This window comes from Amycolatopsis sp. NPDC102389 (genome assembly GCF_044765885.1).
Lineage (GTDB): Bacteria > Actinomycetota > Actinomycetes > Mycobacteriales > Pseudonocardiaceae > Amycolatopsis.
Window position 1 is genome coordinate 49219 of the sequence record NZ_JBIWKX010000035.1, and the last position, 22543, is coordinate 71761.

Here is a 22543-nt window from a genome sequence, read left to right on the forward strand (position 1 = left end):
GAAGAGGAGAAAGTCACCACGGCCGGAAGTCGTCCCGATCTTCGGAGGCGGAGCAGGATGTCGGCTCATGACCGGCTAAGCGGAAGCGACGACCGGATCACCGGCGCGCTTTCCCAGCTGCGGGTTCGTGAAGTGCTGCGGGATCTCCAGGATCGCATCGAGCGGCTCATCGGCACGCGCGACAAGATGGACGGCCTGCTCGAAGCGGTGCTCGCGGTCGCGTCGGGGCTGGAGCTGGACACGACACTGCACCGGATCGTGCAGGCGGCGATCGATCTCGGCGAAGCCACTTACGGCGCGCTCGGGGTGATCGCGGACGACGGTTCGCTCGCCGAATTCGTCTATCACGGCATCGATGGCGAGACGACCCAGCAGATCGGGCATCTCCCGAAAGGTCACGGACTGCTGGGTTTCGTCATCGACGAGGCGAAGCCGGTGCGGCTGGCCGACATTTCACGGCATCCCGCGTCGGCCGGGTTCCCGCCGTGCCATCCGCCGATGCGCTCGTTCCTCGGCGTGCCGATCCGGGTGCGCGACGAGGTGTTCGGGAATCTCTACCTCACGGAGAAACGCGGGGAAAGTTTCACCGACGACGACGAGGTGGTCGTCCAGGCACTCGCCGCCGCGGCCGGGATAGCGATCGAGAATGCCCACCTGTACGAGCAGACGCGGATCCGCCAGCGGTGGCAGGCGGCCACCAGTGAGGTGACCACGGAACTGCTGGGCGGCACCGATCCCGTCGACGCGCTGAACCTGATCGCGGGGCGGGCACTGGAGTTGACCGGTTCCGATCTCACGCTGCTGGCATTGCCCGGTTCCGGCAGGCTCGACGTCGGCCCGGACGGGGAGGACGAGGCCGAAGAGCTCACGATCGCGGTGTGCGCGGGCGCGCGGGCGGCGGAGCTGACCGGGGCGCGGATCAGTGTCGCCGACTCGGTGCCGGGCGCGGTCTACCGCGACCGGACCCCGCGCAGCGTTCCGGAACTGACGCTCGGCCCCGATGGAGAGTTCAGCCTCGGTCCGACACTCGTGGTGCCGCTCCGGGCGCGGGAACGCACGTCCGGAGTGCTGATGGCGGTGCGGAATCCGGACGCGGTCCCGTTCGAGCTCGCCCAGCTGCCGGTGGTGGCCTCGTTCGCCGACCAGGCCGCGCTCGCGCTCCAGCTGGCGGCGCGGCAGCGCACGGCGAGGGAACTCGACGTGCTCGCCGACCGGGACCGGATCGCCAGGGAACTGCACGATCACGTGATCCAGCGGCTGTTCGCGGTCGGTCTCGCCATGCAGAGCACGCACCGCCGGGCGGACACCCCGGAACTGCGGCGGCGGATCGGCGAGAGCATCGACCAGATGCACGAGATCGTGCACGAGATCCGCACGGCGATCTTCGATCTCCACGGCGGCGAGGCCGGGCAGCAGGGGGTCCGGCTGCGGCACCGGCTCTACGACTCGATCGCCGAACTCACCGACGAAACCCCGATCCACCCGACGATCAGCCTGTCCGGCCCGCTCGACTCGATTCCTCTCCTGTTCGCCGAACACGTCGAGGCGGTGGTGCGGGAGACGGTCGGCAACGTCGTCCGGCACGCCCGGGCGAGCAGTGTCGCGGTGAGCGTCGCCGTGAGGGACGACGTTCTGCGGATCGTGGTCACCGACGACGGCACCGGGACCGCGGGAGAGCCCGGGGAACTGCGGGACCGCGCGGAGAAGGCGGGCGGGACCTTCCGGACGGAGACCCGGGACGAGGGCGGCACCAGGGTCGAGTGGTCCGCCCCCTTGCGCTGACCCGGGTCAGTTCGCCGACTGCGCGGTGAGGACCCCGTCGACTTCGATCGAGCGGGCGACGTCGGAGGCGACGGTCTCCAGCAGTTCCGCGGTGAGATCCGAAAGCGCCCGCGTCACCGCGAGGTAGGAACCGATCTGGGAGGTTCTCAGCCCGGCCTCCGCGATCCCGACACCGACGAACTCACCGCCGTCTTCGAGGCGGAGCAACGCCTCCGCGCGCACCCGGTACGGATCGTGCTGCAGGGACACGTCGATCGTCCACTTGTCGGTCATCGTCGGCTCCGTTCCGGTCATCGAGACTCCCAGCACGGCCGTTGGTGGCACAGGGTCCAAAGTCCTCGCTCCCCGCGAATCGGGGGCGAAAGTCCTCGGAATTCGTGACCGGCGGCCGCTGCGGTCGCCGGGTACCCCGGCCGATGGTGGATCAACCCCATTCCTTCGGAGCCTGCGATGAAAATTCCGTTACCGACCCATGTCGACCAGGCGGTGGCGGCCGCCGTCCGCGCGCCGTCCCCGCTCAACACCCAGCCGTGGCGGTTCGTCGTAGACCGGGAGCGGATCGAGGTGTGGCTCGATCGCACGAGGGTGCTCCGGATCGCCGACCCCGACGCCCGCGAAGCCCGGCTTTCGTGCGGCGCGGCGTTGTTCAACCTGATCGTTTCGTTGCGGTCCAACGGCAAGACCCTTTCGGTGCGGCTGGTTCCGGACCAGGAGGAGCCGGATCTGCTCGCCGGACTCGTGCTCGGCGGCGACCGGTTCTCCTCACCGGAGGAACGGAAACTGGCCGAAGCCGTCTTCCGCCGTCACACGAACCGCCGTCCGTTCCTCGACCGGCCGGTGCCCGTCTGGGCGCGGACGACGTTGCGGGCGGCCGCGCTGGTGGAAGGCGGGCTGCTGGAACTGTTCGGCCGCGGTGACCGGGCGAACGCGGTCGCGCGCGTGTTGCACCGCGCAGAGGCCACGCAGGCACGCAACGGCGCGTTCCAGGCGGAGGTCGCGTTGTGGACGCGGCGGACCGCCACCGCGCCGGACGGTGTCCTGGCACCGACGAGCCCGCCCTCGCCCCACGGCATTCCCGCGCAGGAGTCCTTCTTCGCCGCCGACCCCGAAGGCGGCGAGCCAGTGCTCGGGGCGGTCCTGACCGCGGAGGGCGGACCCGCCGCGGATCTGCGAGCGGGAATGGTGCTGCAGCGGGTCCTGCTGACCGCGACGGCCGCCGGCCTCGCGACGTCGTTCGTCGGCAGGCCGTTCGAAACCCCGGCGACCCGGGCCGCGATGGACCGGGCGTTCGCCGACCTCGGCCGCCCGCACGCCGTGCTGCGCCTCGGATACGGCCGCCCGGCTCCGATGACGGCACGCCGTCCGGTCGGCGAAGTGCTGGTCCGGAGGTCCGAAGCAAGCCTCTGATCCCGGGTCACTTCGTCGACACCCACGTTTCCGGTCGCCGCCACCCGCCGGTCATCCTGGGCGGGTTCGGTCTCGGTATGAAGATCATGCGGAAATCCTTGATGGCGCTGGCCGTCGTGGGCCTTTCGGTCGCGGCGTCCGCGTCGGCGGTGGCGGACGCCGCCGGCCGCGATCGCGGCTCGATCGTCATCACCGAACAGGCGTCCAAACGGATCCTGGTCCTGCCCGCCGACCGGGCCTCCTGGCAGGGACGGAAGGTGAGCTGGTCTTGGGCGCCGAACGCCGCCAACGGCCTGGCGGACCTGGCCGGCTCGTGGAGCAACCCGAGCGACGCGAAGCTCGCCGAACGAGCTGGTGAGAAGTTCCTGCTGACGTCGGCGTCGGGTGGTTTCGCGGCCGTCGTGCCTTATCCGGCGGGGGACCGGGCGTACTGGGCGGCGAACGTCGGCGGGCCCGCCAACCCGCACAGCATCGAACTGCTGCCGGACGGGAACGTCGCGGTGGCGGCCAGCACCGGCGGCTGGGTGCGGATCTACACCGCTTCGCAGGGGCAGCGCTCGACGACCTACGCCGAATACCGGCTGGTGGGCGCCCATGGCGTGGTGTGGGACGCCGGACGGAACGTGTTGTGGGCCCTGGGCACCGACTCGCTCGTCGCGCTGAGCGTCGGCGGTACGCCCGCGGCTCCGGTGCTCACCGAGCAGCGGTCCGTCCCGGTTCCGACCAAGGGCGGACACGACCTCCAGCCAGTCCCGAACCGGCCGGATCTGTTGTGGGTGACGACGGAAGCGGGGGTGTACCAGTTCTCGAAGACGAGCGGCGGGTTCACCCAGCGCTACGCGGGCGCGCGGGAGATCGACCGGCCGCATGTGAAGAGCGTGTCGACGAACCCTCGGACCGGGCAGATCCTGACGGCCTCGGTCCAGGACGGTCATCTGTGCACGTGGTGCACGGACACCGTCCGGCTGGCCTTTCCACGCGCCGAGCTGGCGCTGCACGGCGCGTGGATCTACAAGGCCCGCTGGTGGATCGGTTGAGCTGAACTTCCATGTCGGTACCGGCCGTTCGGGGGGCTTTCCGGCCGGTACCGACACACCAGAGAAGAGGGACCCTCGTCGCGAGAATGACGCGCGGCCGCGTCTTTCACCTGACCGAGTGAATCCGGCCGTTCGGTGGGCGGCGTTGACCCATTCGGGGTATACACCTCACCCGAGGAAGGCGCGCAGCTCGTCGACGACCGCCCGCGGCCGCTCCTCGGCGACGAAGTGCCCGGAACCGGCGATCTTCCGCACCCGGACGTCGGTCGCCTTGGACGGCAGGACCGCGGCGAGGTAGTCGTAGTTGAACTCCGAGCCCAGTCCCAGCATCGGCGCGGTGATCTTCCCGTACGCCTTCTGATCCTCGATGTCCGCGCCGAACGCCTGGTACCAGCCGTTCCCGGCGCGGATGGCGTCCGGACGGTCATACGCGGCGGCGTAGATCGCCCGGTCCCGGCTCCCGATCGAAGCCGGGTCGGCCGCCAGGTGGTCGAACATCCAGTCGACGAGAAAGCGTGACCGGCCGGTCAGCAGCTGCTCGGGCAGCGTCGCGACCTGGTTGAAGGCGAACCACCAGACGTTCACCGGCTGCCCGGGCGGGGCCAGCATCGGGAGCTGATACAGGCTTTCGTCGGGGTGTGAGACGTCCATGAGCGTGACGGTCTTCGTCGTTTCGGGGTGGTTGGCGGCGAAGGCGAACGCGACCATGGCGCCGATGTCGTGCCCGGCGATATGGGCCTGCCGGTGGCCGAGCGTGCGCACGAGTTCGAAGATGTCGCGGGCCATCGTCTTCTTGTCGTACCCGCCTTGGGGCTTGCCCGAGCCGCCCATGCCCCGCAGGTCGACGGCGATCACGCGGTAGCGCTTCGCCAGCTCCGGCATGATCTCGCGATACTGCCACCAGGTCTCCGGCCAGCCCGGCAGCAGGATCAGCGGCTCGCCCCGGCCGCCGGCGACGTAGTGCAGCCGGACGCCGTTGACCTGCGCGTACTCGCTGCGGAAACCGCCGGGCAGCGACCGGGCGAGTTCCGCGTCGCCGGGGGCGCCGGACTGGCCCGCCTCGGCGATGCCACCCGAGGCCACCAGCGCGGCCGCGGCCCCCGCGCCGAGGGTGAGCATGGACCGGCGGTTGAGGAAGGAACGGCTGTCTTCGGTCATGTCTCGATCGTGGCCCCGTCGCGGTACCTGCCGTGAGCGGTGTTTTCGCCAATCAAGGTTTGTTTCAGGACAGGATGGGTTCCGGCACGCCCAGCCTGGTCCCGAACGTCTCCCGGTACGAGACCGGTGTGACCCCGACCTGCCGCCGGAAATGTGGCCGGAGCGCGGCGGACGAAGAGAACCCGCAATACCTGGCAATCTCGTCGACCGGGAGATCGGTGGATTCGAGCAGCTGCTGCGCCCGGATGACGCGCTGATGGGTGAGCCAGGTGCCGGGCGCGGCGCCGGTGATCTCACGGAACCGGCGGTCGTAGTTGCGCCTGCTCATATGCGCCCGCCTGGCGAGCTCGTCGACCGGGAGCGCCGTGTCGAGCCGGGTCAGCGCCCAGGCCATCGTCTCCGACACCGGGTCGCCCTCGTCGAGTTCCGGGATCGGCGATTCGATGTACTGCGCCTGCCCACCAGGTCGATGCGGCGGGACGACCATGCCCTTCGCCAGCCGGTTCGCCACCTCCGCGCCGCACCAGGAGCGGATCAGGTGCAGGCCGAGGTCCATCCCCGCCGCGCCACCGCCCGCGGTCAGGATGTCGCCGTCGTCGATGTACAGCACCGATTCGTCGAGCCGGACGGCGGGGAACCGGGCCGCGAGCAGCGGCGCCATCGCCCAGTGCGTGGTCGCGGGGCGCCCGTCGAGCAGTCCGGCGGCGGCCAGTACGAAGGCGCCGCTGCACAGCCCGGCGACCCGGGCACCACGGTCGTGCGCCGAGCGGAGTGCCTCCAGCGCAGCTTCCGGCGGATCCTCCATCGGCGACCGCCAATTGGGGACGAGCACCAAGTCCGCGTCCCGGACCGCGCCGAGGTCTTCGGGGACCGGGACGGTCAGCCCGCCGCCCCGCAGCGCGGTGCCCGGTTCACCGCCCACGACCTTGAGTTCGAGGCCGGGCAACTCCCCGAAGGCGGAAGCCATCTCGAAAACGCCGAACGCGAAGGACATCGCGCCGAGCGACGCCCCGTTGAAGACCACCACGGCCAGCCGTCTCATGGGCCGATTCTAGTGATTCGCGAGTGGTGATGACGGTTGGAACCAGTTTAGGGTTGATTCTGGGCGCCGACCGGACTCAGTGTCCACAAGGACACGTCACGATGCTTGAGTGTCTGATTGGTGTCTAATGTACGATTCTGCGCGGGGTCGTGAGTGCTAATGAGGGTTAGAACCCTCTTTGTCACTCACGACCCCCTTGCAACACCGTGCATACTACCCAAATCGGACACTTGTGGCTCGAAAAGTGTCCCTTGTGGACATTCGTGGCGCGGTCGACCCTCGTCGGTCAGCGCGGACCCAGGGTGTAAAGAGTGCGCGGCGCGCCATATTTGACTTACCCCTCAATAGAACGCTCATTAGCACTCATGACCCCGTTGTCAAACCGAGCATATCACCTAAAACGGGCGCCATGTTCTCGCAAAGTGTCCCTTATGGACAGTCAAGAGGGGATGAGCCTCGTGGGCGAGCCCGCTTCACCACGAGACGTTCTGTGACGCTCACGGTGTCCGGAACGCTGAACCACGAAGAGGACTTCACCGGGACCATGGAGGCGGCGACAAGTACTGCATCTCCTCGGTCTCGCCGGTTCCCGCAGGCTGAGTCAGGGGAGCAGGCCGGCTCGCCGCGCGTGCGTGACGGCCTGCAGCCGCGAGGTCGCGTCGAGTTTGCGCATCGCGTCCCGCAGGTAGCTCTTGACCGTCTCCGCGGTCAGGCCCAGCCGGTGCGCGATCTCGGCGTTCGTCAGCCCGAGCGCGACGAGCGCGACGGTGTCCAGCTCCCGCGGCGCCAGGCGCACGACCGGGGAAGCGGCGCCGGTGAGGTTCTCGCACACCGCGTCGAGGCGGTCACGGAGCACGCTGTCGCCGATCTGGCCGGAGAGCGCCCGTAACTCCCCGTACACCTCACGAAGCCGCTCGCGCGGCGCGGCCGCCTCATGGTGCTCGGCCAGCGGCCGCGCCTCGGCGAGCCGCTTCTCGATCTCGTCCTCGACGGCCAACGTCTGTTCGAGATCGCGCGCGGCGTGCAGGGCCGCGGTGATCGTCCGGTCGGAGAGGACGGCCTCGTCGCGAAGGCCGCCGTAGAGCACGGCACGGACGCGACGGCGCACCACGACCGGGATCGCGACCACCGAGTGGATGCCCTCGTCGCGGACCGGCTCGTCGTAGTCGTGACTGATCGTGGTGGCGCTGTGGTAGCCGTTGGCGACGACCGGCCGGGTCAGTGCGAGCGCCTTGCCGCCGAGACCGCAGCCCGCGCGGACGGACAGGCCGTTCAGCGCGGTGCCCCGGTTGCCGAGGAACGCGGTCAGCCGCATCCGAGGTGAGGCGCCGGCGATCCCGGCGAAGCCGACCGGCAGGCCGGTGTCCCGGCGCAGGTCCGAGACCGCGCCGAGGAGCTGGGCGTCGTCGACCGGCATCGGCTCACCCTCCTCGGTGATCCCCCTCGATCGGGGGTGGTGGACGGATCGGGTCCGCCCGCACGATTTCCGGAACTGTACGCCTTCGACAGGTCCCGGGAGAAACGATGACCGAAGCTCACGTCCGGCGGTTGCTCGAGGTCTACGACGACGAGCGGGCCAGTGCGGCGACGCTGTTGTGCGACCGGCATCCGGCGGACGCGGTCGCGTTCACCGTGGTCGAAGCGGATCTGACCAGTGTGGACCTCACCTACGGCGAGCTGCGTGAGCGGTCGGAACGGTTCGCCGGGGCGCTGCTCGGCCTCGGGGTCGGGCCGGGGGACCGGGTGGCGACCCTGATGGGCAAGTCGGCGGAACTGGTCGTGGCGCTGCTCGCGATCTGGCGGCTGGGCGCGGTGCACGTCCCGCTGTTCACCGCGTTCGCGCCGCCCGCCATCGCGCTGCGCATCACCGGCAACGGCACGAAGGTCGTCATCGCGGACGCCGGTCAGCGCTCGAAGCTGACGCCGTCCGCCGATCTGCCCGCCGACCCGTCACGGCGGGTGGTGGTCGTCGGCGACGGTGACGAGGGTGATCTGTCGTTCCAGGAACTGCTGGCCGACGCCGCTCCGCTGCCGGGAGCCGCTGAGACCGGCGGGTCCGGGGTCCTGGTCGAGCTGTTCACCTCCGGGACCACGGGCACACCCAAAGCCGTCCCGATCCCGCTCCGCGCGCTCGCGGGTTTCCAGTCGTACCAAGACTTCGCGCTCGACGTCCGCGCCGACGACGTCTTCTGGAACGCCGCCGACCCCGGCTGGGCCTACGGTCTCTACTACGCGATCATGACGCCGATGGCGACCGGCAGGCGGAGCCTGTTGCTGCACGCGGGTTTCTCGGCCGAGCTGACGTGGTCGGTGCTGGAGCGGTTCGGCGTGACCAACTTCGCCGCCGCGCCCACGGTGTACCGCGCGCTCCGGAACTCGGCCGCCCCGGTACCGGACGGCCTCCGCCTGCGGCACTGTTCGTCGGCGGGCGAACCGTTGACCCCGGACGTCCTGGAGTGGGCGTCGTCGAAGCTCGGTGTCGGCGTTTACGACCACTATGGACAGACGGAACTCGGCATGGTGGTCGGCAACGCGTGGCATCCGGACCTCCGCGCGGAGGTCAAGCCCGGTTCGATGGGGCGCGTCCTGCCGGGGTTCGCCGTCGAGGTGCTCCGCGAGGACGCCGATGTGATCGCGGAGCCGGGAGAACGCGGCCGCGTCGCACTGGACCTTCCCGCGAGCCCGCTCCTGTGGTTCCGAGGCTACCGCGACGCCCCCGAGCGCACCGCCGCCCGCTTCAGCGAGGACGGCCGCTGGTACTACACCGGCGACGTCGCCGCCAAGGACGTGGAGGGCTATCTGACCTTCGCCTCGCGGGACGACGATGTCATCCTGATGGCGGGCTACCGTATCGGCCCGTTCGACGTGGAAAGCGTTCTACAGCAGCATTCCGCCGTGGCCGAGTCCGCCGTCATCGGCGTCCCGGACGAGCTGCGCGGCGAGGTGGTCGTGGCGTACGTGGTGGTTCGGGACGGTGTCGCCGCGGACGACGCGCTCGTGACCGAACTGCAGCAACTGGTGAAGACCCGGTTCGCCGCGCACGCCTACCCGCGTGAGGTGCGTTTCGTGCCGGAGCTGCCCAAGACGCCGAGCGGGAAGATCCAGCGCTTTCTCCTGCGGGAGCGGCACGCTACTGACCGATCGGCCAGGTCTCGTCCCGCAGCAACCGCTTGAGCACCTTCCCGGTCGCGTTCCGGGGCAGCTCCTCGACGAAGTACACGTCCCGCGGGACCGCGAAACGCGCCAGCCGGTGGTGGATGTAGGCGCGGACGTCGTCCGCGCTCATCCGGGCGCCGCGTTTCGGGACGATGTACGCCGCGAAGCGTTGCCCGAACTCGCGATCCGGCACGCCGATCACGGCGGCTTCGTGGACGCCGGGCAGCGCGACGATGGCCTCCTCGACCGGGCGGGGCGACACGTTCTCCCCACCGGACACGATCATCTCGTCCGCCCGGCCGGTGACGAAGAGGCGGCCGGCGGCGTCCTGGTAGCCGACGTCGCCGGTCGCCATCAGGTTCTCCGCCCGGGGCACGCTGGCGCCGTCGGTGTAGCCCTCGAACAACATGTCGTTGCCGACGAAGATCTGTCCCTCCCAGCCCGGCGGGACGCGGTTGTGGTCGTCGTCGAGGATGGCGACGCGGGTGCCGGGCGGGCAGCGGCCGGCGGTGGTCGGTGCGGCGCGCAGATCCTCGGGTGTGGCGATGCTGGCCCACGAAACCTCGGTGGAGCCGTAGAAGTTGTAGAGCACATCCCCGAAGGTGTCCATGAACTCGGTGACGATCGGGCCCGGCAGCGCGGATCCGCTGCTGGCGACGATCCGCAGTGACGACAGGTCGTAGCGGGTGCGGATCCGTTCGGGCAGGTCGAGGATGCGCTGCAACATGATGGGGACGGCGAACAGCACGCCGCACCGATGTTCGGCGATGGTCCTCAAGATCTCTTCGGCGTCGAACCGGCGGATCAGCGACAGCGAAGCCCGTACGGCCATCCCGATCTGCATGCCGGCGAGCCCCCAGCTGTGGAACAGCGGCGCGGCCACGACGAAGCGGTCTCCGGAGTGGAGCGGGATCCTGTCGAGCATGGCGGCCGACGTCGAGAGTCCTTTCGGAGTCGGACGTCGCGCGCCCTTGGGCGTTCCCGAGGTGCCCGAAGTGAGGACGACGAGCCTGCCGATCCGGTCCACCGGTTTGAGTTTGGTGGCGGGCACCCCGGCGATCAGCTGATCGATCGTCGGGTAGCCGTTCTCGGTCTCCGGCCAGGTGGACAGCCGCAGGAAATCGCCGGGGATGCCGGCGATGACGCGCGAGAACTCGTCGTCGGCGAGGACCGCGACCGGTTTGTGCAGCCCGATCACGTCCGCGACGGCGTCGGCGGAAAGCCCGGTGTTGAGCAGGATCGCGTCCACCCCGAGTTTGCTGCACGCGATCAGCGACTCGACCATCGCGGCATGGTTGCGGCACAGCAAGGCGATCCGGTCACGGGCGCGCACTCCGCGGGCCGTGAGGGCGTTCGCGAGCTGGTTGCTGCGATCGGCCGTCTGCTGGAACGTCCGGACGTTGCGTTCGTCGTGCAACGCGACGTCGTCGGGCACGCGGGCGGCGTTGGCCGAGTAGCCGCCGGCGAGGGTGGCGCCCCATTGCGACAAGGAGGTGAGCTGCCGGGCGATCTTGTCCGGGCGTCCCGCCGCGAGCACGCCTGCCTTGATCAGCGTGCTCGCCGTGTGCAGCGTGGTGGCCTTGGTGTGCGCCGGTTCGTCCTGGGGTGACGCCGCCCGGCCCGAAAGGTGCAGATCGATCCGGCGGGCCGTCGCGCGGACGGTGCGTTTGAAGGACGCGGCGGAGACGAGAGCGGAGTGCGGGGCCGGAAGCATCAGCTGAGCGACGAGTTCCGTGCCGCCGCCGGGAGCCTGCCGCAGCTCCACCGAAACCCAGACACCGTCGTTCTCGACGCCGCACCACACGACGTGTTCGCCCGGCCGCCAGACCCGGGCTTCGATGTCACCGACGACGAGTGTCCCCGGCCGCGGTTCCAACCGGACAAGACATTTCGGGCCACGCCCACGCTCGGCGGGGCGCTGGATCTCGCACCAGCTGATCTCCGCGACGAACCTCGAGTAGGACTCGGGATCGCCGATCACTTCCCAAACCTGGCCGGGGGAATGCCCGAGAATCGAGCTCGCCTGGACCACATCGTCTCGCATGCGATTCGCCTCACCACGCGCGTTCGGGTGTTGACCGGGCCGCTGCCGGCGCCTCCTTCGTCCTTCAAGTTCGGCGAACCTACCAGCAATCGGCCGAACGCAATACTCCGAACGACCGCGGGTTCACGGCCGCGCAAGGGAACCGTCAGGGAAAGGGTAAGTGTTCCGGCGGCGTGACGCCGTCCGCCGACGGTGTCGATCGCGACGTCCGATTAACGCCAGCCTCCGGCGCGAGAGGCGGTGAAGCTGGCGGACGTGACAGTGACAACGTCGGCGGCCGAGACCGCGCACACCCGTATCGAGCCAGGAATCCTCTACTTCGGCACCCCGGTGGTGCTCCTGTCGACGGTCGACCAGGCGGGCATCCCGAACCTGGCCCCGATGTCGTCGGCGTTCTGGCTCGGCTGGCGGGGAATGCTCGGACTGGGCGCGAAATCGAAGACCGCGCAGAATCTCATGCGCAACCGCGAATGTGTTCTGAATCTCCCTTCCGACGCGCTGGCGGCCGCAGTCGACAGGCTGGCGCTCACCACCGGATCGGATCCCGTCCCGGCCCGCAAGTACGAACGCGGCTATCGGCACGAACCGGACAAGTTCGCCCGTGCCGGGCTCACCCCGGTCGAGTCGGAGACGGTCCGGCCGCCCCGCGTCGCGGAATGTCCCGTGACGATGGAGGCCGTCGTCGAGGCCGTCCACCCGCTCGCGGAGGACGACCCGAAACAACGCGGTGGAGTCCTCGTGTTCGAGGTCCGCGTGCAGCGTGTCCACGTCCACGACGACGTGCGGATGCCGGGCACCGAAGACCGGATCGACCCCGATCGGTGGCGGCCGCTGATCATGAGCTTCCAGAAGCTCTACGGCCTCGGCCCGCAGGTCCATCCGTCGACACTGGCGAAGATCCCCGAGCGGCTCTACCGCGGGCCCGACATCGAGCGGTCGCGGGCGAACGAGAACCGGTTCACCAACGGCAGCCAGCGCTGATAGGACCCGGCCAGCAGTGGCCACGCTTCGCCGGACAGGCCACGTTCGAGCTTCGGCCGCAGCTCGTGGTCGTTCATCGACGACACGATCTCGACGGCCTTGTCGTCCGGGTCGGTCCCCTCGATGGAGGCGAACCACCGGACGGCGTCCGGATACCCGACGTGGACCGCGAGCAGCACCAGCACCGCGCGGAACGGTGCCTCGCGGTCACCGTCGGCGAGGAACGCCGCGAGGTCTTCTCCGGCGAACCGTGCCCGCAGCAGGCGATACAGGTTCAGGAGCCGTTTGGCGGCCCGCGGTGACCGGACAAGCGGGGCCAGTGTCGGCAGGAAGTCCAGTTCCGGCGCCGAGATCACCAGCCGAGGAGGTCGTAGGTCTATTGTGGACTGTCCGGACGACGGTCGCGGTGCTTCCGCGCGAGGACGAAGACCGGTCGCGACCGGAGAGCGGTCGCCACTGGCCCGATCCGGTTCGACGGGCGTTCGCGACGGCGAGACGTCCTGGACCTCGGTGTCGGCGAGCCCGCGCACGAGCCCCGCGAACCCTGGATCGTCCATGGGGGACAACGTGAACGGCACCTGGAAGATCTTTTCGAGGTAGTTCTCGGCAAAGGTTTCCGGGTCGTCGCCGAGCATCTCCTCGTAGTGCTGCTCGACGGCCTTCTTGAGCCATCGGGAGTCGACCCCCACCACGACGACGAACACGGGCAGGGCCAGCAGGAGATGGATGGCTTCGAGGACCTGGACGACGACTTTGGGCGGGCAGCGGTCGAGGTCGTCGATGTAGAGAACGGTCCGTTCGATCTTGCCGGAACCGTGTGGCACCTCGGCGAGCATCGTCGCGAACGTTTCGAGATCCTTGCGCAACAAGGAGACCACGCCCAGATGCTCGACGTAGTCCGACACCCGGGACTCGGCGAACGACACGAGGTCCAGCCCCGGCGCGAGTTCGGTGACCGCCTTTTCGAGCCGGTCCGATTCCGCGTCGAGTTCGGCCAGTCGCCGCTCGGTCTCTTCGTCCTCTTCGGACGGACCGCCGAGTTTGCCGAGCGCCTGGTGGATCCGGTCCGCGCTGGCGCGCATCCGCAGGACGACGGTCAGCGCGGAACTCACCACCGTGAGCCCGCCGAGCACGCCGGACACCTGTGACCGGCCGACGAGCAAGGTGACCACCAGGACCGTCACCAGTCCGCCGATCAGGACCAGCAGCGGGACCGGATCCTGTCGCAGGCGTCGCCAGAATTCGGCGACGTCCGAACGCAGCCCGCCGGTCTCCTGCGCGAGGCGTTCGAGATCCTCGGCGGTCGGCTGGTCGACGCCGATTCTGGACGCGATCCACGCCTTGTCCGCCTCGGTGAGGCTGTCGAACACCGCGCGGACGTATTCGCGCGGTTTTCGTCGCCTTCGCTTCGCTTGTTTCTGCTGGGCCGTCAGGGTTCTGCGTTCGAGCCGGACCGCGCTGAGCCTGCCGAGCAGGGTTTCCTCGGTCTTGCGGCGTTCGGCGAGCAGGTCGGCTTGGCGCTGAAGGTCGTTCTCGGCGCCGCTCGCGGCGAGGTTGTCGAAGATGTGCGTGGCGAGGCTGGCGAGAAGGTTCGCCTCGCTGTAGTGCCAGGCGTTGAAGCTGATCTGGCGGACACTGGAACAATAGGAGGACACGGACTTCCCGTGCGCGCCCGCCTCGGTTTCGGCCGTCCGCGCGGAATCGGCGAGCTCACGGACACGCAGCTGCATCTGCCGCATGAAGAAGCTCTTGCCCGAACCCCAGCTGCCGAACAGGCCGATCGACAGGGGAGGGGTGATCATCCGGGAGACCACCAGGTCGGCGAGCATGCGCACGTCGGTGCCGATGCCGAGGCGGTCGACGCCGTCGTCGGTGTCGGGCCGGTAATCGGCGACGTGGGCGGCGAACGGATCCGGATCGGCGTGCTCGGAACCGATGGGATTCGACGCGGCGGCGATCTCGTCGATCGTGCGGATGGGGCCTACTCCCGGGAACATCTCCTCGGCCTTCACACGTTCCTGGGCGGAGAGGTTCGGGCCGATGTGGAGGACCGTCGGCGCGAGCTGATCGATCGCCGCGCGTAGTTCCGGGTGTTCGTACTGGCTCGCGTCGACGAGGCCTAACACTCGGCGCCGGTGATCGATCTCCAGCCAATTGGCCACAGAGATGGGGGCGCGTCCGAGGGTCTGGGGCAGTTTCTGGTCGAGCCAGAGCGCCGCCGGTCCGTGGTACCGGTCCGACACGAGGTCGTCGATCTCCGGCTCGATGATCAGTTCCATTCCGGGGTACGTCACGGTCAGGGCTTGCAAAGCCGAGCGCCTCGCGCCCGAGTAGACCTCGTGGACGACGAGCGTGACCCGGCTATCGGAGGTGAGCGCCGTGATGAGCCGCTGGTCGATATCCCGTGGCAGGTAAGGGCCCGGTTTCGTGCCAGGCGCCTTGTGCATCAGCAGGATCGACGGATTGACATCGCGTACCAGCACCATTCGTGGTCCCCTCCCAAGGCCGAACGGAAGGGCAGTCTAGAGGCCGAGCGCTCAGCTGTGGGTGAAACTCCGCCTCCGCTCGGTCACCGCTCGCTACGTTTGATCTCATGACGGGGGAGCGGCTCGACGGCAGATACGTGAAGCTCTGGGCGGCGAGTACGACGTCCGCGCTGGGCAGCGGTCTCGCGACGGTGGCGGCACCGCTGCTGATCGCGTCCCGCACCGACGAGCCGCTCGTGGTCTCGGGCGGATTCGCGGTGGCATGGCTGCCTTGGCTGCTGTTCTCGCTGCCGGGTGGGGTGCTGGTCGACAGGGTGGACCGGCGGAAGCTGATGATCACCCTCGACTGGATCCGCGTGCCCGCCGTCGCGCTGCTGGCCGTTGCGATCACGTGGGGGAACGTCAGCATCGCGTTGTTGTACGCCGTCCTCTTCGTGATCAACGCGAGTGAGGTCGTGTTCCGCACGGCAAGCGGGGCGATGCTGCCCGCGATCGTCCCGAAGTCGTTGCTGGAGCGGGCGAACGGGCGGCTGTACGCCGGGACGACGCTGGCCCACGGCATGCTTTCCGGGCCGCTGAGCGGATTCCTGTTCGGCGTCGCGGCGAGCATCCCGTTCTACCTCAACGCCGGCACGTACGCGGTCAGCGCCCTGCTGCTCGGGCTGATCGCGGGTGCGTACCGGTCGCGGCCCGGTGACGATCACGGCGAGCCGGCCGCGCGCCGCTCGGTGCGGTCGGAGGCGGCCGAAGGATTCCGGTGGCTGGCCGGGCAGCGCCTGCTGCGGACTATGGTCGGGTTGATCGGCATGCTGAACCTGACGCTCGTCGCGGCCACCTCGGTGCTGGTGTTGCTGGCGAAGGAGCGGCTCCAGCTGGGTTCCGTCGGATACGGCCTGCTCTTCACCTGTATGGCGGTGGGCGGGCTGCTCGGCTCGGTCACGGGAGATCGGCTGATCGCGTGGTGCACGCCGACCTGGACGTTGCGGATCGGGCTGCTGATCGAGGCCGCGACCCATCTGGTGCTGGCGACGAGCACGAACGCGCCGGTGGTCGGGGTGACGTTGTTCCTGTTCGGGGTGCACGGCGCGCTGTGGGGCATCGTCGCCAGCTCGCTGCGGCAGCGGCTCACGCCGCCGGACATGCTCGGCCGGGTCGGCAGCACCAGCCTGTTCATCGTCGCGGGCGGCAACTGTGTCGGCGCGGTGCTCGGCGGCGCGGTGGCGTCGAAGTTCGGGCTGACGACGCCGTACTGGGCCGGTTTCGTGGTGGCTGTGATCGTCTCCGCGCTCACCTGGCGGGTGTTCGACCGTGCGATCGTCTCCGCGGCCTACGCGGAAGGAGCCGCTGTCAGCCGTTGATACCGGTGAGGGCGAAGAATTCCTGCCGCGAGCGGGCGTCTTCGCGGAGCGTGCCGAGCAGGGTGGAGGTGACGGTGCTCGACCCGACGGCCTGGACTCCGCGCAAAGTCATGCACGAGTGCTCCGCTTCGATCACCACGCCGACACCACGGGGTTCGAGCTGCTCCTGGAGCCAGTCGGCGACCTGCTTCGTGAGCCGCTCCTGAACCTGCGGACGACAGGCGAAATGCTCGACGATCCTGGCCAGCTTCGACAGGCCGAGGATCCGCTCGCCCGGCAGGTAACCCACGTGCGCGACGCCGACGAACGGCAGCAGGTGGTGCTCGCAGACGGATCGGACCGGGATCCCCCTGGCAAGGACGAGTTCGTCGTAGCCCTCGTCGTTGGGGAAAGTCGTGAGGTCGAACGGCCGAGGGGAGAACAGCTCGGCGTACGCGCGCGCCATCCGGCCCGGCGTGCCGCGAAGGCTCTCGGAGTCCAGCGAAATGCCCAGTGCGGTGAGGAGATCGGCGGCCGCGGCCTCGGCGGCCTCCAGGTCCGGCCCCGGCCCGGTTTCGTGCACGACGCGCAAGGCGGGAGTGGACATTGGGCCTCCTAGGCTGAGCGCGATCCCCAGTGTTATTAAACCAAGACTTTTGGGTGTTTTTCCACCCGCGGGCTCATCTTACATGGTAGATCCGTGATCCAAGGTGTTCCGCCGGTTGAGATAGGCGATATCGTGGTGTACGTGACAGTGCCCGACCTGCCCGACCCGGACGGCCTCGACGCTCCCTCCATCGCCGCGGTGGCGGCGCTCGACGACGACCTTCGCCGGGGTATGTACGCCTACGCCCGGCGAGCACGGCGCCCTGTCACGCGGGACGAGGCGGCGGCCGCGGTCGGGATCTCCCGCAAGCTCGCCGCCTTCCATCTCGACAAACTCGTGGCGGCCGGGCTGCTCAGATTCGGTTTCGCGGCGGGCCCGGTGGTGAAGGTCGGGCGGAGGCCGAAGGTCTACGAACCCGTCGACGAGGCCATCCAGGTGCAGCTTCCCGTCCGGCGTCACGAGATCCTGGCCGGCATCCTCGCCGAGGCCGTGCTCGCCGAAGAGACCGGTGAGACGGCGAGGGAGGCCGTGCGCCGGGTGGCGGGGGAGCGTGGCTTCGCGGCGGGTGAGGAGGAACGCGCGCGGACGCGGCCCGGCAGGCTCGGCGCGGAACGCGCGCTCACCGTGGCTGAAGGAATGCTTCGCCGCTACGGCTTCGAGCCGAGCCGGGACAGCAGGACCTGCGTCCGGCTGCGGAACTGCCCGTTCCACCCGCTGGCCGCGCAGGCTCCGGACCTGGTCTGCGGGATCAACCAGGCCTTCTTGACCGGTTTCCTGAACGGCGTGCGCGCCGGGAACGTGGAAGCGGCCCTCGTTCCCGGCGCGGCCGAGTGCTGTGTGGAGCTACGGCAGGCCGAATAGCCCGGTCAGGCGGCGCCGGCGATCTGCCGCGTGGCGACGTTGAGCCGGTTCCAGGTGTTGATGGCGGCGATGGAGAGGACCAGGCTGGAGAGCTGCTTTTCGTCGTAGTGACGAGCGGCCTCACTCCAGACCTCGTCGTCGACCGGGTCGGCCCGGTCTGCGATGCGGGTGAGGGCCTCGGCCAGCGCGAGTGCCGCGCGTTCGGCTTCGGTGAAGTAGGCGGTGTCGCGCCATGCGGCCACGGTGAAGATCCGTTCGTCGGATTCGCCCGCCTTGCGCATTTCCTTGGTGTGCAACTCCAGGCAGCCGCTGCAGCCGTTGATCTGGCTGGCGCGGACGTGCATGAGGTAGTGCGTGGTCTTCGGGACACCGGTGTCGCCGGTGGACTCGGCCAACGCGATCAGGGCCTTCAACGTGGCCGGGTTCGACAGGGCGGGGTTCGGGATGCGGGTTTGCATGCTGCTCTGACGGATCCCGGAGGGGAGATGTGACTACCAGGGCACGACCTTGCCGTAGAGATCGAGGAACTGGAGGCCCGGCGCACCGGCCTGTGCTTCGAGGACGTCGACGACGGCGGGCATGCTCTCCTCGGGAGTCAGGGGAGCGCCTGGGCCACCGAGCGGAGTTTGGTTGTGGCCAGGGTGGATGAGGAGCTTGGTGTGCCCGTCATCGGCGTACCGGGTGGCGTAGCTGCGCATCAGCTGGTTGAGCGCGGCCTTGCTGGCCTTGTAGGCCTCGAACCCCGGCCTCGTGTTCAGCGAGATGCTGCCCTGCCTGGACGACATGACCGCGACGGTGCCACCGGGTACGACCAGATCGCGAAGGGCTTCGAGGGTGCGCAGCGGACGCAACGCGTTGGTGATCATGACTTCGGCGAAGGTCTCTGTCGAGACCTCGGTGATCGGCAGATTCCCGCGGTCGATCGCGGCGTTGACGAAGAGCAGGTCGAGCTTGGTGCCGTCGAGCCGGTCACGCAGGGCGGCGAGCTGCTCGTCGCTGGTCATCTCCAGTGATTCGACCCGCAGCCGCCCGTTCGAGGCGTCGGCCTTCTCCTGAAGTTCGCCTCCGCTCTGGCGCGTCGTGGCGACGACCTGCCAGTCGCGCCGGGTGAGCTCCTCGGCCAGGACCAGTCCCAGCCCTCGCGAGGCGCCGATGACGAGAGCGCGGCGATCGGATGTGTCGGACACGAAAACTCCTTGGGAATCGGATTTTGTCTAGACGCGACGTCGCGTCTAGACAGTAGCACGGACCCTGTCGCCCGGGATCGGCCGTGACGGCCGGTACTGTGACCGCATGCCAGCCGTGAATTCGCAGCCCCGCAGGGCGCGCTCCGGCAACCAGCGCGACGAGGCCGCCCGCCTGGCCGTGCTCCACGCCGCGGACGACCTGCTCGTCGAGCACGGCTTCGCGCGGCTGACCATCGAGGCGATCGCGCGGCAGGCGGGCGTCGCCAAGCAGACGATCTACCGCTGGTGGCCGTCGAAGGTCGAGATCCTGCTCGACACGCTCATCGAGGACAGTGAAAAGCGTTTCCCGGTCCCGGCGAAGGACGGCATCCGTGACTACTTTCGCGGCTACGCGCGGTTCGTCACCCGCGACCCGGCGGGCAAGGTCCTGCTCGCGCTCATCGCCGAGGCCCAGCACAGCCCGGAAACCGCCAAGAGCCTGCACGACCGCTATCTCGGTCCACGCCGCGAACTCGAACGCGAGCTTCTGGCGCGCGGCATCGAATCCGGCGAGGTCTCGACCGCGCTGGACCTCGATGCCGCGCTCGACGCCGTCATCGGCCCGATCGTCTATCGGGCGCTGACGGGAGCGAATGTTCCCCGCGCCCTGGTTGACGCCTTCTTCGACGGAGTGCTCAAACCCTAGGCGGACACCGTCGCCCGGTCGCGGAGCGAGACCTGCAGTTTGAAGCCCTCCGGCTTGAGCGTCAGCAGCTCCTGCACCTTCAGCCGGTAGGACGGGTCGCCCCGCAGGTCGTACCGGCTCAGCAGCATGCCGAGCACCAGCGTCGCCTCGTGCAGAGCGAACTGCCGTCCGATGCAGGCCCGCTCGCCGGTGCCGAAGGGTTTGTAGACGTGCGCCGGGCGGGCACGGTTGCGTTCCGGGGAGAAGCGGTCCGGATCGAACGATTCCGGATCGTCTCCCCAGACGGGATCGCGGTGCAGTGCCGGGATGAGGACCAGGGCCCACTGTCCCTTCCGCATCGGGTATTCACCGCCGACGACGGTGTCCACCTGGGCTTGCCGCGCGAACGCGGGCGCCGTCGGCCAGAGCCGGAGCGCTTCGTCGAGCACGCGGCGGACGTAGCGCAGCTTGGCGACCTCCTCGTAGGACGGATCCGGATTCTCGCCCCAGACCTTGTCCACTTCGGACTGCGCGCGGGCCAGGACGTCCGGATTGCGGGCGAGGTAGTACAGGGCGAACGACAGCGCGCCCGACGTGGTTTCGTGCCCCGCCACGAGGAAGGTGATGATCTGGTGCCGGATGTTGTCCTCGTCCAGCGCCGCGCCGGTGCTCGGCTGGGTGGTGTTCAGCATGAGCCCGAGCAGGTCTTCGGTGCTCGGATCGTTCCGGCGCGCCTCGATGACGTCGGCGACGACGGAGTGCAGGAACGCGAGGTCGGCTTCGTTGCGCTGGTTCGCTTTACGGCTCAGGAGCGGGCCGATGACCGGCGGCTGGATCGCCGTCCGCTGCGCGTGCCGAAGCGTGCGCACCATCGCGGCGACGAACGGATGGGGTTCGGCGCGTTCGAACGACGAGAAGCTGTAGCCGAAACCCGTCCGGCCGATGGTCTCCAGCGTCAGCTTGGTCATGTCGTCCGCGACCTCGACCTCGCCACCACTGTCCCACGCGTCCAGCAGTTCGCGGGTGATCGCCAGCATCGTGGGGTGGTAACGCTGCATGGCGTTGCGGCTGAACGCGGGCGCGAGGATCTCGTGCGCCCGCCGCCAGTTCGGCTCTTCGTTGTGCGCGGTGAACAGCCCGTCGCCGCCGAGCGGGCGGAGGTTCGAGATCGCGGGCGTGACGTGCTTCGCGAACCGCTTCTCGTCGGAGAGGTCGGCGACCATCCCGGCGCCGTGGACGAACACGATGCTCCGGCCGAACACCTTGCGCTCGAAGACCGGGCCCAGCTCGGCCGCGTGCCGCATCGAGTCCTGGACCGGCGTCTTCGGCGAAACGCCCAGCACGTCGCCGATCAGCGGGATCCGTCGCGGGGGATGGGGGAGAGCGGTGGCCATCGAGCCCCTCCAGAGTGAGCGCTGTTGAACCGGCATCCAATAGCGAGCGTGGCCTGTTACTGAACCCGTGTCAAGTAAGTACGATGCCCGGATGGCGCCGAGCACTTCAGGGAAGCCCCGCAGCAGGCTGACCACCGCCGAGCGGCGGGAGCAACTGCTGCGGATCGGTGCCCGCCTGTTCGCGGAGCGGCCGTACGACGACGTGTGGATCGAGCAGGTCGCGGACATCGCCGAGGTGTCGCGAGGGCTGCTCTACCACTACTTCCCGACGAAACGGGACTTCGTCACCGAGGTCATCAAGGCCCAGGGTGAACGCCTGCTGGAGATGACCAAGTCCGATCCGACGCTGCCGGTCGAGGAGCAGCTGACGGCCGGCCTCGACGCGTACCTCCGCTATGTGGAAGCCAACGAGGACGGCTACCGGGCGCTGCACTCGGGCACGTCCATCGCCGTCGACGGCGTCCGCGAAGTCCTGGACAACAACTTCGCCGAGCAGGGACGCCGCATCCTCGAGGTGCTGTGCCCGGACGGCGAGCCGCCGGAGGCCCTGCGGGTGCTCGTCCGCGGTTGGCTGGCCTTCGTCGTGGCGGTCTGCCTCGACTGGCTCAAGTACCGGAGACTGACCCGGGACCAGATCCGGGATCTGTGCGCGAAGGCGTTGCTCGACATCGTCGACCTGCCAACATGACCTCCGCGCGCTCCTCGATCAGTTTCATCCGCGCGAGCCGCTCGCCGTCGTCGTTGTGCGCCGCGGACCTGGTGACCTGTCCGGACCACTTCCGGTAGAACATGCCGCACGTGGCGATGAAGTAGCCGTCCGAGCAGGCGTTGGCGGCGAGGACGAGCCCGGTGTCCTCCGACGCGGGCAGCGCCATCCAGCCGCCCAGGTCCAGCAGCAGGTCGCGGCGGATGCACAAGGTCCCGGCGACCACCGAGGACACGTAGCCGTTGCGCTGCCAGTGCCGCAGGATCGCGCCGCGCTCGATCCGCCCCTCCTCCGGATCGCTGTCGACGCCGGCCGTGGTCCCGTCCGGGAGCAGGTCGAGGACCCGGCAAGTGGTCCAGCCGATCGCGGGATCCTCGAGCGCGGCGATGTCTCGCGAGAGCGCGCCAGGGGCCAGAAGGTCGTCCGCGTCGAGAGCTTTGATCAGCTCCCCGGAAGCGCGGGACAGGGCCATCATCCGCGCGACCCCGGGGCCGCCCCGGCGACCCGAGCCTGGCAGCACTCGCTCGTCCTTGGGGAGGGCGCCGTCGAGCAGACCGGTCTCGCCGTCCTCCTGCACCAGCCATTCCCAGGTCCAGCCCGGCGGGAGATCCTGTGCGGCGAGGGACTCGTACGCCTCGGTCAAATACGGCAGGCTCGGCGGGTGGACCGGGGTGATCACGCTGATGATCGCCAT

General features: G+C 69.1%; 20 protein-coding genes. 9 read left to right on the plus strand and 11 right to left on the minus strand.

The window, feature by feature from the left end:
• The first annotated feature begins 57 nt into the window (after positions 1 to 57).
• The gene (locus ACIRGA_RS26575) at positions 58 to 1782 is read left to right on the plus strand and encodes a GAF domain-containing sensor histidine kinase (RefSeq protein ID WP_400945555.1); all 1725 of its coding nucleotides are present in this window, start codon (positions 58 to 60) and stop codon (positions 1780 to 1782) included.
• 6 nt (positions 1783 to 1788) lie between these two features.
• On the opposite strand, the gene ACIRGA_RS26580 is transcribed toward ACIRGA_RS26575, so the two are convergent.
• Positions 1789 to 2076, minus strand: coding sequence for a dsRBD fold-containing protein (locus ACIRGA_RS26580; protein ID WP_400945558.1), 288 nt, complete (start codon positions 2074 to 2076; stop codon positions 1789 to 1791).
• Between the two features lie 156 nt (positions 2077 to 2232).
• Here ACIRGA_RS26580 and ACIRGA_RS26585 point away from each other — a divergent pair, with 156 nt between their 5' ends.
• On the plus strand, positions 2233 to 3189 hold the full coding sequence (locus ACIRGA_RS26585; protein ID WP_400945560.1) for an Acg family FMN-binding oxidoreductase: 957 nt from the start codon (positions 2233 to 2235) through the stop codon (positions 3187 to 3189).
• 77 nt (positions 3190 to 3266) lie between these two features.
• On the plus strand, positions 3267 to 4226 hold the full coding sequence (locus ACIRGA_RS26590; RefSeq protein ID WP_400945562.1) for a DUF6528 family protein: 960 nt from the start codon (positions 3267 to 3269) through the stop codon (positions 4224 to 4226).
• Between the two features lie 168 nt (positions 4227 to 4394).
• Here the strand turns inward: ACIRGA_RS26590 and ACIRGA_RS26595 are convergent, their stop codons facing one another.
• The 3 genes from ACIRGA_RS26595 to ACIRGA_RS26605 all read right to left on the minus strand — a co-directional run bounded on the left by ACIRGA_RS26595 (position 4395) and on the right by ACIRGA_RS26605 (position 7843).
• Positions 4395 to 5384 (minus strand): alpha/beta fold hydrolase, encoded by a 990-nt coding sequence (locus ACIRGA_RS26595; RefSeq protein ID WP_400945564.1) that lies wholly within the window; start codon positions 5382 to 5384, stop codon positions 4395 to 4397.
• A 64-nt stretch (positions 5385 to 5448) separates the two neighbouring features.
• Positions 5449 to 6426, minus strand: coding sequence for a GlxA family transcriptional regulator (locus ACIRGA_RS26600; RefSeq protein ID WP_400945566.1), 978 nt, complete (start codon positions 6424 to 6426; stop codon positions 5449 to 5451).
• 601 nt (positions 6427 to 7027) lie between these two features.
• Complete coding sequence (locus ACIRGA_RS26605; protein WP_400945568.1) at positions 7028 to 7843, minus strand: response regulator transcription factor; 816 nt, start codon at positions 7841 to 7843, stop codon at positions 7028 to 7030.
• A gap of 107 nt (positions 7844 to 7950) precedes the next feature.
• Here ACIRGA_RS26605 and ACIRGA_RS26610 point away from each other — a divergent pair, with 107 nt between their 5' ends.
• Positions 7951 to 9600 (plus strand): AMP-binding protein, encoded by a 1650-nt coding sequence (locus tag ACIRGA_RS26610; protein ID WP_400945570.1) that lies wholly within the window; start codon positions 7951 to 7953, stop codon positions 9598 to 9600.
• Here ACIRGA_RS26610 and ACIRGA_RS26615 read toward each other — a convergent pair.
• Positions 9557 to 11626: an AMP-binding protein gene (locus ACIRGA_RS26615; protein ID WP_400945572.1), complete on the minus strand. Its 2070-nt coding sequence runs from the start codon at positions 11624 to 11626 to the stop codon at positions 9557 to 9559. The two genes, ACIRGA_RS26610 and ACIRGA_RS26615, sit on opposite strands and share 44 nt — an antisense overlap.
• Positions 11627 to 11956: 330 nt before the next feature.
• Between ACIRGA_RS26615 and ACIRGA_RS26620 the strand changes: the two genes are divergently transcribed.
• A complete protein-coding gene (locus ACIRGA_RS26620; RefSeq protein WP_400945646.1) occupies positions 11957 to 12607 on the plus strand; it encodes a flavin reductase family protein in 651 nt (216 codons plus the stop codon).
• Here ACIRGA_RS26620 and ACIRGA_RS26625 read toward each other — a convergent pair.
• Positions 12538 to 15093 carry a P-loop NTPase fold protein gene (locus ACIRGA_RS26625; protein WP_400945574.1) on the minus strand — a complete coding sequence of 852 codons (2556 nt, stop codon included), beginning with the start codon at positions 15091 to 15093 and terminating at the stop codon, positions 12538 to 12540. The genes ACIRGA_RS26620 and ACIRGA_RS26625 overlap by 70 nt on opposite strands.
• Before the next feature lie 107 nt (positions 15094 to 15200).
• Between ACIRGA_RS26625 and ACIRGA_RS26630 the strand changes: the two genes are divergently transcribed.
• Positions 15201 to 16451, plus strand: coding sequence for an MFS transporter (locus tag ACIRGA_RS26630; protein WP_400945576.1), 1251 nt, complete (start codon positions 15201 to 15203; stop codon positions 16449 to 16451).
• Here ACIRGA_RS26630 and folE read toward each other — a convergent pair.
• Entirely contained in the window at positions 16441 to 17037 is a 597-nt protein-coding gene (gene folE / locus ACIRGA_RS26635; protein WP_400945578.1) for a GTP cyclohydrolase I FolE, read from the minus strand. The two genes, ACIRGA_RS26630 and folE, sit on opposite strands and share 11 nt — an antisense overlap.
• Positions 17038 to 17169: 132 nt before the next feature.
• Here folE and ACIRGA_RS26640 point away from each other — a divergent pair, with 132 nt between their 5' ends.
• Positions 17170 to 17898 (plus strand): helix-turn-helix transcriptional regulator, encoded by a 729-nt coding sequence (locus ACIRGA_RS26640; RefSeq protein WP_400945580.1) that lies wholly within the window; start codon positions 17170 to 17172, stop codon positions 17896 to 17898.
• A gap of 5 nt (positions 17899 to 17903) precedes the next feature.
• On the opposite strand, the gene ACIRGA_RS26645 is transcribed toward ACIRGA_RS26640, so the two are convergent.
• Complete coding sequence (locus tag ACIRGA_RS26645; RefSeq protein WP_400945582.1) at positions 17904 to 18356, minus strand: carboxymuconolactone decarboxylase family protein; 453 nt, start codon at positions 18354 to 18356, stop codon at positions 17904 to 17906.
• Between the two features lie 33 nt (positions 18357 to 18389).
• Entirely contained in the window at positions 18390 to 19085 is a 696-nt protein-coding gene (locus ACIRGA_RS26650) for an SDR family NAD(P)-dependent oxidoreductase (protein WP_400945585.1), read from the minus strand.
• A gap of 106 nt (positions 19086 to 19191) precedes the next feature.
• On the opposite strand from ACIRGA_RS26650, the gene ACIRGA_RS26655 reads away from it, so the two are divergent.
• Positions 19192 to 19770 (plus strand): TetR/AcrR family transcriptional regulator, encoded by a 579-nt coding sequence (locus tag ACIRGA_RS26655; protein ID WP_400945587.1) that lies wholly within the window; start codon positions 19192 to 19194, stop codon positions 19768 to 19770.
• On the opposite strand, the gene ACIRGA_RS26660 is transcribed toward ACIRGA_RS26655, so the two are convergent.
• Positions 19767 to 21143 (minus strand): cytochrome P450, encoded by a 1377-nt coding sequence (locus tag ACIRGA_RS26660; protein WP_400945589.1) that lies wholly within the window; start codon positions 21141 to 21143, stop codon positions 19767 to 19769. The genes ACIRGA_RS26655 and ACIRGA_RS26660 overlap by 4 nt on opposite strands.
• A 91-nt stretch (positions 21144 to 21234) precedes the next feature.
• Here ACIRGA_RS26660 and ACIRGA_RS26665 point away from each other — a divergent pair, with 91 nt between their 5' ends.
• Complete coding sequence (locus ACIRGA_RS26665) at positions 21235 to 21831, plus strand: TetR/AcrR family transcriptional regulator (RefSeq protein ID WP_400945591.1); 597 nt, start codon at positions 21235 to 21237, stop codon at positions 21829 to 21831.
• On the opposite strand, the gene ACIRGA_RS26670 is transcribed toward ACIRGA_RS26665, so the two are convergent.
• A complete protein-coding gene (locus tag ACIRGA_RS26670; protein ID WP_400945593.1) occupies positions 21749 to 22543 on the minus strand; it encodes a glycosyltransferase in 795 nt (264 codons plus the stop codon). The genes ACIRGA_RS26665 and ACIRGA_RS26670 overlap by 83 nt on opposite strands.